This is a genomic window from Streptomyces sp. NPDC030893, from assembly GCF_055571535.1.
The window spans coordinates 197,804-208,968 of record NZ_JBVIFC010000004.1 but is presented as its reverse complement, the minus strand read 5'-3'; the positions used below and the strand labels follow the sequence as shown (position 1 = coordinate 208,968).

Below are 11,165 nucleotides of genomic sequence, written 5' to 3'. Positions count from 1 at the left end.
AAGAGCTGGAAGATCAATCGCGTTGCGGCAGCGGCCGGAGAATCCGGCCACGCGGTGGTTGGGCAGCCACCAGGACTACCCAACCACCCACTGCAGGTCAGTCGCCCACCGTGGCCTCGACCTGCTCGGCACTGGCCATCGCGCCGGCCCACAGGCGCACCTCGGAAATCCGAGCGGGCAGGAAGTGCTTCCAGCCGGCGTTCGCGTATGCCTTGCCGATGGCGAACTCGCCACTGCCTATCTGTGCCGTGTACGCCTTGGCCTCGCCGTTCTGGCTGTAGCCGACGTACAGCCTGATCGTGCCGGCCACCGAATCGTGCACGCCCGTCAGCCGCGCAACGCTGTCCACACTCGCGGTCTCTTCGGAGGTGACGGAGGAGAAAGTGCCGTCGGACTCGAGACGGCCGAAGTGCCACTTGCCCTCCGGCACTGTGATCTCCTCCATGGTGTCCTCGTCCATCACGGTCTTCTTGCCCGTGAGTTCGAACCACAGGCCCCATGCGGAACCATCCGCGGTGCGCTGGCCCGCAACCTGTCCGATGGAGCCGATATCCTTGGTCAGCAGCTTCGCTCCGTCCAGGGTCACGCCAGTGGTCACCGTGAATGAACTGCTGCCGTCGACCACGGGACCTGCGGCCGTGGCCGCGCCATCAACACCGTCGAGGACGATCTCGTCGTCGGTGACCGAAGCACCTCCGGCCAGAGTGAGGCTCTTGCCGTAGGAAGAGACGGTGTCCTTGATCGTGGTGCCGTCGACGCCGCGGGTGGGGTTCCAGTCCGCGATCAGTTCCACTCCGGCGAACTGCTTCGAGATCAGCAGCTTGGCGTCGTTGGCGATCTCCTCCGACGTGAGTGTGCGCTGCCAGACCGTGACCTCGTCCACCACGCCATCGAAGTAGTCGATGTAGTTACCACTCCACTTCGCCCTGCCGATCTGCAGGCCACCCGTGGCCGACCAGGGGGCACCGGCATCCACCTCTGACTGGAACACTCCGTTGACGTAGAGGCGGACCTTGTTGTCGTCGGCGTCGAAGCTCGCCGTCAGATGCGTCCAGACACCGGTGGGGCTGGTCTGCTTGGCACGTGCCTTGTTCCAGGTGTAGACACCGTCCTTCGCGGTCAGCACCCTCAGGCTCCAGTCCTTGATCCCGTCTGCGCCGTAGGAGACGTAGAACGGGCTGCTGTTGCCGCCGTCCTGGCTCAGAACAGTTCGGGTCCCCGTCGCACCCGGAGTCACCCGCGCCCACGCAGAGATGGTGTACGAGGATCGGGTCTCCACTGCAGGGCCGCTGGTCGCCGCATGACCGCCGGCACCGTCCAGCATCAGGCCCCTGTCGTCGACCGGAGTCACCAATGGCTGCCCCTGCGCATCATGCGTGATCAGACCGCGCCGCCCGTAGTTGGGCCGGCTCGCACCGGCGCTCAGGATCGCGTCGTCCTTGCCGTCCTCGGTGGCCGCGTCGACCGCGACGCCCTCGGTCTCGTCGAAGTGGTAGCGCGCGATCGGCCCCGCCCCAGCGGCGACCAGGAAGTCGGCCGCGCTCCAGGCGCCGTAACGGCCGACACTGTCCTTCGCCCGGACCCACAACGTGTACGTTCCCGGCTGCTGAGGAGCCAGCTGCACAGTTGCGGACGAACCGTTGATTGTCGGCCAGGTCGTCATGCCCGACAGCGTGTACTGATACGACACGACACCGGTGTCACCCGTGGCGGGTTTGAAAGTGAACGTGCCTTTCACCCCCGGGCCACCGCCGGCCGCGCAGGCGTTGTCCGTACAAACGGTGTACGGGCTACCTACGATGATCTGCGGAGCCTTGGGCGCGCTCGCGTCGACGATGAAGTAGCACGGGCTGGTGTAGCCGGTGTTCTGCCGATGGCCACCGTTCTCGTAGTAGGAGAGAGTCAGCGCCTTCAGCCGGTACTTCACGCCCTCTTGCAGTGTGGGCAGGCTGCGCGTCTGTTTGACCAGGTTTCCCACGTAGCCGGTGGTCGGGCCGTCCACATCAGTGTGGGCAACCGTCCAGGAGGAACCGCTGTACTTGTCGGTGCGCCACCGGATGCGCAGATTCGCGCCCTTCTCGCCGCCGGCCGCGGTACGGGGGCGACCCTGGACCTGTGGGGTCGGGTCGGAGACGATGCTGGGGTTGGCCGCGTCCGTGGAGCAGACGAAGCCGGAGCCGGAGACCATGCCCACCTCGGTGGGCGTAGCGGGTATGGCCACGTACTTCACGTCCAGCACGGCATCGTTCTTGAAGCGCTTCCAAGCCGAGGTGTCCGACTCGTCGTGCGCCCGGATCTCCAGCGTGAGCCGGGAGAACTTGCCTGCCGCGAAGTTCTTCACGGTCGGAGTGAGATTCTCGTTCGTCTCCTCCGGGTTGTCGTTGAACTCGATCGCCGCATCCGGCAGTCCCGGGCTGCACAAGTCGCCCCGGCCAGCCGAAACATGCCGATCTCCCATCAAGTCCAGCGCCTTGGGGCGCGAGGACCAAGTGGTGGAGGAGGAAATGTTGTTGGTGCGGACCAGATCCACCCAGCGCGGAGCGCACTGGAATGCCCACGGCTCAGTGACCCGGAACGTCGCGTCCAGGATGTGCTTGCCCTTCAAACTCGCAGGCGAGAACTCGAAATACAGCCTCTGCACATACCCCGGGCCGCAGTAGTAGCCGTTCCATGTGCCGCACTTGCCGGCGCCCTTCCCCATGCCGTCGTCGCCATTGCCCCAGCCGTAGGACTCATAGCCGTCCGATCGCAGCAGCGTGCGCTCCGCCTCACCCCAGGTCACGGATGGGTCGATGAACAGCGGAAACGCAGAAGGGTCTGTACCGGCAAGGAGATTGCTGTCGGGGGTGACCGTCAATGTTTCCTTGCCGACCTCCACGTCCATCGTGGCTACCTGATCACCCTGCCCCGGCTCCACACCGGACCCGGACGGGGCCGACTCAGCAGGGTCGGACGGGGCAGATTCGGCTGGGACCGTCTCGTCCACCGCCGCACGTGCCACCTGAAGCGCAGACGGCTGCACAAGCGCCTGGCCCGCCGAGTTCCACATACGGGCGGGCGGCGCCTTGAACACCGTCTGGCCATTCGGATCGACCGCGGCCAGGCTCCCCGATGTACCTTCCCGGACCTCAAGCCCGGTCGTCTTCAGGCCGAAGGTGAGCTTCTTCAGCTGCTCACCGGCTGCAGCCTCAGGGGTCTTGACCACCAGGACATGCTGGAAGCTCTCCACCGTCGCGGTGACCTTCAAGTCCACATCCGGCAGCACGTTGGCATACACGGCGCTCGCACCGTCCAGCTGAGGCTCGGGCAGGCTGCCTGGCCAGCTCAGCTCGATCGAGCGGCCCTGACTGGCGATCCGCGCCAGCGGATCCTTCCCGCCACCGCTGGAGAACACGATCTGCGGAGCTGCAGCCTTCGGAGCGATCGAACCATCCGCGCGCTTCTCCAAGGTCGCATCCGGCTTCTCCCAGCCCCCACCCGGCTTGGAGACACGTACAGGAACCGACGACTCCTGCAAGGTGAAGGTGTAACCATCCGGATTGGCGAAGACCGTGGTGCGTTCGGAGCGCTGCTCCGTCACCTCGACTTGCCTACCGGACTCCTGAGCCTCCGCGAGTGCCTGTTGCCCCTCCGACAGTTCTCCGGAGTTCGCCGTCGGCTCTGATGCTTGGACTGCGGACGGCTGCACCAATGCCGTGGCCAACAGCGCCAGAACCGCTGCACCTATCACCGACACCCCGCGGTACATCCGTCTCCCGCGACGACTTCTGGGCATGACTGTGCCCCCCGCCCTTGAATCCACAGTCCCTACCCCAGGGTTTCAAAAGTTTCACAAGTAGCGCAGAGTCAAAGCCGTTCACTCCACGGAGTCAAGTGCGCCGTGCACCCAGAGACATCGCCCCACAACCTCGCACAGTCGACTTCACGTGAGTTTGCGCGGTTTGACGCCACGCCCGCATGCCCCCTTGAGGGAAAGCTCTGCGTAACCAGCCCACCGGAACCAGAGGACACAAACCTCCCACCACCAAGTTTTCCATCCCGGAAATTACGTCGCAAAGCTGGACTGAACCCTTCAACGGCTACGTGAGACCGTGGGCCCCCCTCCCGGCGAAGTGACGCTCTGCAACTTGGAGTTAGGTGTTGGCCGTCGAATGGAGGCATGCGCAGCGCAGTGTGATGTGTTTCACGAGGTGAGACCCGCGCGGAATCCACGAGCAGATTGTGAACGCCTTCTGGCAGACCCCCGCCCACCTGGGCTCGCGGCTGACCGTCCAGAACAGCAGAGCCCCGCTGTTCGAACGGGAACAGCGCGGACGCACCCCCGCCCTGGTCGTCGACGTGGCCCAACGGCGCCAACGGCATCATCCTGGGCTACGAGCTCCAGCGCACAGCCCCGGCCTCGCCGCGCTGCCCTACGTCGAGTAGAACCGAGGGCGTCCGTCAGTGGTGAGAGTCCTCTGGGACTTCTCTGGGACTTCCGCCTCCATCAACCGGCACGAGCATGAAACAACTGAAAGGCCATTCACGCAGGTCAGCGACCAAAGCCCCCACATCATCGCAGGTCACCGCGCTGGCTGGTCTCTTCCGGGACATCTGAGCGGCGGCTTCCGCCGCACCCTGTGCGACCTGCGCGGATGCGGGTCGGGGAGGGGTGCGGCGGTGCCTGTCCCGGACTTCTCCGGGGACTTCGTCGGCTCGGTCAGCGCCTGTCCGCGTCCTCGGGTCACCTCGGTGTGGTCACGCGCCGTTCGCCGGAGGGGAGATGATGCCGGCGCGTGTGAGTCTGGACTCGTCCTCGCTGCCGGGGACGGCCGTGTAGGCGACGATCTTGAGGTCGGTGTCCCCGTCCGTGAGGACGTCGCAGTCGACGTTCACCTCTCCGATGTCGGGGTGCCGGATGGTCTTGCGGTCCTCGGCGTGCCGGCCCACGGCGGCGTCGGCCCAGAACGCGGCGAACCGGGGGTTGCCGGCGACCCTGCCGGCCACCAGGTCGGTCACGCGCGGATCGCCGGGGAACCGGGCCGCGGCCCGGCGCAGGTCGGCCACGAGGGCCCGGTCGGCGGCCTCGGCGTCGGCGGGGATCACCGGCCAGCGGGTCAGCCGGCCGCGGTCGGAGGCGACCGGGAAGCGCAGCCGCACCAGGTTGCGTTCCTCGGCCCCGATCCGCGTGGGGTCGCCGAACAGCGCCGCCCACCGGGGGTTCCACCAGACCAGCTGCCAGTCCGCGGCGAAGACCGCGACCGGGGTGGAGTCGAGGAGAGTCAGCAGCCGTCGCATGCTCGGCGGAATGTCGTGGACGACCCGTAGGTCCTGCGGGGGCCGGAACCCGGCGAGCCGGTGGAGGTGGTCCCGTTCGTCCTGGGAGAGCCGCAGCGCGCGGGCCAGCGAGCCGACGATCTGCTCGGAGGGGCTGACCGCCCGGCCCTGTTCGAGTCGCACGAGGTAGTCGACGGAGAGCCCGGCCAGTTCGGCCAGCTCCTCACGGCGCAGGCCCGGCGAGCGACGCGCCCGGTCCACCGGCAGTCCGACGGTCTCCGGCGAGAGCCGGTCCCGCCAGGCCCGAAGCGTCGCTCCCAGCTGGTTGTCCACCGCGAGTCCCTTGTTCACCCCCGCATCGTAGGCAACCGCACGCCCGTCCCGGTGCTCGCAGGGTGGTACTGCCGGTCCTACCGACAGCCGTTCCCTGGCTGGTGGCGGCGGCCTCGGTCAGGGTGTGGGACATGCACAGGACCACTACCACTTTCATCACCGGTGCCAACAAGGGCCTCGGTTTCGAGACCGCCCGGCGCCTCACCGCGCTCGGCCACACCGTGCTCCTCGGTGCCCGCGACGTCGATCGCGGGCGTCGTGCGGCAGCCGAGATCGGCGCCCGCTTCGTTCGGATCGATGTCACCGACGACGCCTCGGTCGCGGCCGCGGCCGCCGATGTCGCGGCCCACGAGGGGCGGATCGACGTCCTGATCAACAACGCCGGCATCACCGGCGGTGGGGTGTCCGCCGAGGAACTGACCGGCGCGGAGGCGGCGTTGGTGCTCGACACCAACGTCGCCGGCGTCGTGCGGGTCACCACCGCCTTCCTGCCGCTCCTGCGCGCCTCCGCCGCACCGGCCGTCGTCAACGTCAGCAGCGGCCTGGGGTCCGTCGCACTCACCCACGATCCCGGGCGGGTCGAGTCGACGGTGATCGCGCCCGCCTACGCGGCTTCCAAGGCGGCCGTCACGATGCTGACCACGCAGTACGCGAAGGCGTTCGGCGACGTCCGGTTCAACGCCGTCGACCCGGGCCACACCGCGACCGATCTCAACGGCCGCACCGGCACGCAGACCGTCACCGAGGGAACCGACGCCATCGTGACGCTGGCCACCGAGGACCCCGGCGCCGGAACCGGCCGGATCATCGACCGCTACGGCCCCCTCGCCTGGTAACACCCCTTCCCTTAAGGAGAAACCGATGTCCGACACGTCCCTCAAGGACTGGTACCTGCGCTACGTGGCGGCGCTCGACGCCCGCGAGCTCGACCGCATGGACGAGTTCATCGCCGACGACGTCGTGCTGAACGGCGAACCGGGCACCCGCGACGACGTCATCGAGGTCATGAAGTACAACCTCGACGCCGTTCCCGATCTCCACTGGGAGGTCGAGGAGCTGCTGTTCGACCGGGACCGGATCGCCGTGCGCGCGACCAACACCGGCACCCCGGTGAAGGAGTGGCTCGGCGTCCCTCCCTCCGGCGCCTCCTTCGAGATCACCGAGTACGCCATCTACAAGGTCGAGGACGGCCGCTTCGTACAGATGACGGCGCTGCACGACTCGTCCGACCTGCTGCGGCAGCTGGCCGCCTGAACCCCCGCCCGGCGGCGGCGCGGTGTCCCGGAAGGTCCCGGGACACCGCGCCGACGGCCGGGCACGCGCTCCGGCTTCCCCGGGCGTTCGGGGCCGGGACGGCGTCAGGTGCGGGTGGTGGAGGAGTCGTCGGCCGGGAGTACGCGGCTTGCGGTGATCGTGTCGGCGACGGCGCGGCCGTAGGCGGACTCGATGCGGGGCAGCAGCGCCTCCCGGGTGGCGGTGTAGTCCTGGGGGCCGACGCTCTCCAGGGCCAGGACGGCGAGCGCGCACCCGAAGCGGGCCGCGTCGACGGGGTCCAGCCGGCGCGCGGCGGCGAGGAAGCCGGCGCGGAAGGCGTCGCCCACCCCGGTGGGGTCCGCGATCCGCGCCGCGGGCACCGCCGGGACGGTCACCGGTGCCGCGTCCCGCCGGTGCAGCGTGACGCCCTGTTCGGCCCGCGTGACGATCCAGGTGCCGACGCGGGCGAGGACGTCCTCGTGCCGCCAGCCGGTGAGCTCCAGCAGCAGCGACGCCTCGTAGTCGTTGGTGAACAGCCACCGGGCGCCGTCGACCAGTTCGCGGGCCTGTCCGCGGCTCAGCCGGGGCAGCTGCTGGGATGGGTCGGAGGCGAACGGCAGTCCCAGTGCCCGGCATTGGGCGGTGTGCCGGAGCATGGCCCGGGGGTCGTTCGGTGACACCAGGACCAGGTCGACGCCGCCCGGCCGTTCGGCGACCGGCGTCAGGTCGATGCCGGCGGCCTCCTCCATGGCGCCGGTGTAGAAGGACGCGATCTGGTTCTGCGCCTGGTCCGTGATGCACATGAAGCGGGCGGTCTGCCGCTCGGCGGAGACATGGACGAAGTCCGTGTCCACGCCGTGCTCCTTGAGCCACACCCGGTACTCGCCGAAGTCCGCGCCGACCGCTCCGACGAGCACCGGCCGCAGTCCGAGGCAGCCGAGGCCGAAGGCGATGTTCGCGGCCACCCCGCCGCGCCGTACCTCCAGTTCGTCCACGAGGAAGGACAACGACACCTTGTCCAGCCGGTCCGCGATCAGCTGCTCCGAGAACAGGCCGGGGAAGCTGGTGAGATGGTCGGTGGCGATGGAGCCGGTGACGGCGATCCGGGTGGGAGCGCCGGAGCCGGTGGGGTCAGCGGTGCTCGGAGAGGACATCGGCACTCCTTGTGCTCATCACGTTGCGGTGGATGTCGGTTGCGGCGTCGGAGCGGTTGAGGGTGATGTAGTGCAGTCCGGGAGCGCCCTCCGCGAGCAGCCGCAGCGCCATGCCGGTGGCGTGTTCCACGCCGATCCGGTGGGCCGCGGCCGGGTCGTCGCGCACGGCCTCCAGCCGGTGCGCCAGGTCCTCGGGGAAGGCGGCGTCGCTGAGTTCGGCGAACCGGCGGATCTGCCGTACGTCCGTGGCGGGCATGATCTCCGGGATGATCGGGGTATCGCAGCCGGCCGCCTCGACCCGGTCGCGCAGCCGCAGGTAGTCCTCCACGTCGAAGAACATCTGGGTGATGGCGTAGTCGGCGCCGGCCCGGCACTTGGCGACGAAGTGGCGGAGGTCGGCGGCCGGGTCCGCCGAGCGCGGATGGCCCTCCGGGAAGGCGGCCACCCCGACGCTGAAGTCCCCCAGCTCCCGTACGAGGGAGACCAGTTCGTGCGCGTACGTGAAGCCCTCGGGGTGCGGCGTCCAGGGGCCGCGTGGGCTGCCCGGCGGGTCACCGCGCAGGACGAGCACGTCCCGGATGCCGGCGTCCGCGTACTGGCCGATGATGTGGCGCAGTTGGGCCACCGAGTGGCCGACGGCGGTCAGATGGGCCACCGGGCGCAGGGTCGTCTCGGTCGCGATGCGCTTGGTCACCTCGATGGTGCGGTCGCGGGAGGAACCGCCGGCGCCGTAGGTGACGGAGACGAAGGACGGGCCGAGGGCCTCGATGCGGCGGATCGCGCGGAGCAGCGTTCGCTCCCCGGTGCCGGTCTTCGGCGGGAAGAACTCGAAGGAGAAGGTGGGTTCGCCGGAGGTGACGAGTTCGCGCAGCGCGCTCATCGCCGATCGCCCCCGGCCGTCGCCACGGCCGCCCGCAGGGCGTCGACGCGGTCGGTGCGCTCCCAGGTGAAGTCGGGGAGTTCGCGGCCGAAGTGGCCGTAGGCGGCGGTCTGGGCGTAGACCGGGCGCAGCAGGTCCAGGTCGCGGATGATGGCGGCCGGGCGGAGGTCGAAGACCTCGGCGAGGGCGTGCTCGATGACGGCCTGCGGGTGGAGGGCGGTGCCGAAGGTCTCCACGAACAGGCCCACCGGCTCGGCCTTGCCGATGGCGTAGGCGACCTGGACCTCGCAGCGGGTGGCGAGGCCGGCGGCGACGACGTTCTTGGCGACCCAGCGCATCGCGTACGCGGCCGAACGGTCCACCTTGGAGGGGTCCTTGCCGGAGAAGGCGCCGCCGCCGTGGCGGGCCATGCCGCCGTACGTGTCGATGATGATCTTCCGGCCGGTGAGGCCGGCGTCGCCCATGGGGCCGCCGATCTCGAACCGGCCGGTGGGGTTGACCAGCAGGCGGAAGCCCTCGGTCTCCAGTTTGACGCCGTCCTGTGCCAGGGCGGCCAGGACGGGGGCCACGACGTGTTCGCGGATGTCCGGGGCGAGCTGGGTGTCCAGGTCGATGTCGGCGGCGTGCTGGGAGGAGACGACGACGGTGTCCAGCCGGTGCGGGCGGCTGCCCACGTACTCGACGGTGACCTGGGTCTTGCCGTCGGGGCGGAGATAGGGGACGGTGCCGTCCTTGCGGACCTCGGTGAGCCGCCGGGAGAGGCGGTGGGCCAGCTCGATCGGCAGCGGCATCAGGCTGGGCGTCTCGTCGCAGGCGTAGCCGAACATCAGGCCCTGGTCGCCGGCGCCCTGCCGGTCCAGCTCGTCCGTTTCCCCGCCTGCGGCGGCACCCTCGACGCGGGACTCGTACGCCGTGTCGACGCCCTGCGCGATGTCGGGCGACTGGGCGCCGATGGAGATCTCGACGCCGCAGGAGGCGCCGTCGAATCCCTTGGCGGAGGAGTCGTAGCCGATCTCCAGGATCCGGTCGCGGACCAGTTGCGCGATGGGTGCGTAGGCCTTGGTGGTCACCTCCCCCGCGATGTGCACCAGACCGGTCGTGATCATGGTTTCCACGGCCACGCGGGAGGACGGGTCCTCGCGGAGCAACGCGTCGAGGATGGTGTCGCTGATCTGGTCGGCGATCTTGTCGGGGTGGCCTTCGGTGACGGACTCGGAGGTGAACAGGCGGCGGGACATGACGCTCCTCGGTTCGAGTGGCGGGCGGCCTCGCGGTGGGCGGGCCGCCGGTGCGGATACGGGTGCTCGCGGTCGGGGCGGCCGGCCGGCGGCGCGGGGCGTGGCCCCGCGCGGTGCGCCGGACGCCGGCGGGGCGGCCTCAGGCCGCGGGAGCGCCGCCGACCGTGCGCGGATGGCTCAGGTGCCCTTGGGGTTCGGGGCGAAGACGCAGCCCGGGTGGACGCCGAACAGGACCGGGTGCACGACGAGGAAGGCCGGCAGGACGGCGGTGAGCGGGTGCGGCCAGGAGTCGCCGAGCAGGAAGAACAGTGTCCAGCCGCCCGCGAGCGGCGCGGTGCCGGTGACGAACTTCAGGGCGTGGTGGCCGGAGGTGCGGTGCCGGCGGGCCGGCCTCGCGCACCGACCGCGGCAGCGGTGTGAAGGGCGCCGTGGCGGCCGGCGCCGGGATGGTGGTGGTCGGTTCCATGACGGTCGGTCGTCTCCCCCGTGTGGCCGTCGCGGCGTCAGCCTTCGGCGGCCTGCTTCAGTCGTTCGAGTGTGGTGCGCATGCCGGCGCGGTTGTGCGTGCCCCGCAGTCGGGGGCGGGTGCCGGTGAACACGAGCCCGAGCAGTTCGGTCAGGCGGGCGCCGCGGCCGGTGCGCAGGTCCGTCCAGTGCTCGGTGACCCGGGTGCCGTGGCCGTCGGCCGTGAAGCGGTAGCCCCACCGCGCGACCGGCAGCCCGAAGGTGCTCACCCTGAAGGCGAAGGCGCGCCCTCGCTCGGCGCGCACCACCCGGCACCAGGTGAACCACACCCACGGCCCCTTGCGGTTGAACCCCAGGAAGCCCGCCCCCGCGCGGACGGGGGGCCGGGGCACCCAGACCCGGAAGCACTCCGGGCTCCACCGGCCCATGGCGGTCACGTCCGCGACCATGTCGTACAGCGTCTCCGGCGCGGCGTCGATGTGAATGTCCTCTTCCACTTCCCACTGCCGCTGCACGGGGCCCTCCTGAGGTCGACAGGTTTCCGGCGTCGGCAACGCCCGGCAGATGTTAATCAGTCACGGAAGC

Annotated in this window: 10 protein-coding genes; 4 read left to right on the top strand and 6 right to left on the bottom strand. The window is 69.6% G+C overall.

Going from position 1 to position 11,165, the window contains the following annotated elements:
• Positions 1-97: 97 nt before the first annotated feature.
• Complete coding sequence (locus ACZ434_RS10805) at positions 98-3,748, bottom strand: laminin G domain-containing protein (protein ID WP_468454022.1); 3,651 nt, start codon at positions 3,746-3,748, stop codon at positions 98-100.
• Positions 3,749-4,221: 473 nt separating this feature from the next.
• Here ACZ434_RS10805 and ACZ434_RS10800 point away from each other — a divergent pair, with 473 nt between their 5' ends.
• A complete protein-coding gene (locus ACZ434_RS10800) occupies positions 4,222-4,425 on the top strand; it encodes a hypothetical protein (protein ID WP_468454020.1) in 204 nt (67 codons plus the stop codon).
• Between the two features lie 312 nt (positions 4,426-4,737).
• Here ACZ434_RS10800 and ACZ434_RS10795 read toward each other — a convergent pair whose 3' ends face one another.
• Positions 4,738-5,607 (bottom strand): helix-turn-helix transcriptional regulator, encoded by an 870-nt coding sequence (locus ACZ434_RS10795; RefSeq protein ID WP_468454018.1) that lies wholly within the window; start codon positions 5,605-5,607, stop codon positions 4,738-4,740.
• Between the two features lie 113 nt (positions 5,608-5,720).
• Between ACZ434_RS10795 and ACZ434_RS10790 the strand changes: the two genes are divergently transcribed.
• Together ACZ434_RS10790 and ACZ434_RS10785 are read left to right on the top strand one after the other, a co-directional pair.
• Positions 5,721-6,425 (top strand): SDR family NAD(P)-dependent oxidoreductase, encoded by a 705-nt coding sequence (locus ACZ434_RS10790; protein ID WP_468454016.1) that lies wholly within the window; start codon positions 5,721-5,723, stop codon positions 6,423-6,425.
• 25 nt (positions 6,426-6,450) lie between these two features.
• Complete coding sequence (locus tag ACZ434_RS10785) at positions 6,451-6,843, top strand: ester cyclase (RefSeq protein ID WP_468454014.1); 393 nt, start codon at positions 6,451-6,453, stop codon at positions 6,841-6,843.
• Positions 6,844-6,947: 104 nt separating this feature from the next.
• On the opposite strand, the gene ACZ434_RS10780 is transcribed toward ACZ434_RS10785, so the two are convergent.
• Genes ACZ434_RS10780 through metK form a run of 3 tightly spaced genes read right to left on the bottom strand, consistent with a single transcriptional unit; the run spans position 6,948 to position 10,115 of the window.
• On the bottom strand, positions 6,948-7,997 hold the full coding sequence (locus ACZ434_RS10780) for a carbohydrate kinase family protein (protein ID WP_468454012.1): 1,050 nt from the start codon (positions 7,995-7,997) through the stop codon (positions 6,948-6,950).
• Complete coding sequence (gene metF, locus ACZ434_RS10775) at positions 7,975-8,877, bottom strand: methylenetetrahydrofolate reductase [NAD(P)H] (protein ID WP_468454010.1); 903 nt, start codon at positions 8,875-8,877, stop codon at positions 7,975-7,977. The genes ACZ434_RS10780 and metF overlap by 23 nt, the downstream gene beginning before the upstream one ends.
• Positions 8,874-10,115 (bottom strand): methionine adenosyltransferase, encoded by a 1,242-nt coding sequence (metK, locus tag ACZ434_RS10770; protein ID WP_468454008.1) that lies wholly within the window; start codon positions 10,113-10,115, stop codon positions 8,874-8,876. The genes metF and metK overlap by 4 nt, the downstream gene beginning before the upstream one ends.
• A gap of 216 nt (positions 10,116-10,331) precedes the next feature.
• Here metK and ACZ434_RS10765 point away from each other — a divergent pair, with 216 nt between their 5' ends.
• The gene (locus ACZ434_RS10765) at positions 10,332-10,535 is read left to right on the top strand and encodes a hypothetical protein (protein WP_468454006.1); all 204 of its coding nucleotides are present in this window, start codon (positions 10,332-10,334) and stop codon (positions 10,533-10,535) included.
• 83 nt (positions 10,536-10,618) lie between these two features.
• Here ACZ434_RS10765 and ACZ434_RS10760 read toward each other — a convergent pair whose 3' ends face one another.
• Positions 10,619-11,095, bottom strand: coding sequence for an SRPBCC family protein (locus ACZ434_RS10760; RefSeq protein WP_468454004.1), 477 nt, complete (start codon positions 11,093-11,095; stop codon positions 10,619-10,621).
• Between the last annotated feature and the right edge of the window lie 70 nt (positions 11,096-11,165).

What these genes read in the sequence shown, in the direction of transcription:
- ACZ434_RS10780 (WP_468454012.1), bottom strand. Translation starts at nt 7,997, where the DNA reads ATGTCCTCTCCGAGCACCGCTGACCCCACCGGCTCCGGCGCTCCCACC.
- metK (WP_468454008.1), bottom strand. Translation starts at nt 10,115, where the DNA reads ATGTCCCGCCGCCTGTTCACCTCCGAGTCCGTCACCGAAGGCCACCCC.
- ACZ434_RS10790 (WP_468454016.1), top strand. Translation starts at nt 5,721, where the DNA reads ATGCACAGGACCACTACCACTTTCATCACCGGTGCCAACAAGGGCCTC.
- ACZ434_RS10805 (WP_468454022.1), bottom strand. Translation starts at nt 3,748, where the DNA reads ATGTACCGCGGGGTGTCGGTGATAGGTGCAGCGGTTCTGGCGCTGTTG.
- metF (WP_468454010.1), bottom strand. Translation starts at nt 8,877, where the DNA reads ATGAGCGCGCTGCGCGAACTCGTCACCTCCGGCGAACCCACCTTCTCC.
- ACZ434_RS10785 (WP_468454014.1), top strand. Translation starts at nt 6,451, where the DNA reads ATGTCCGACACGTCCCTCAAGGACTGGTACCTGCGCTACGTGGCGGCG.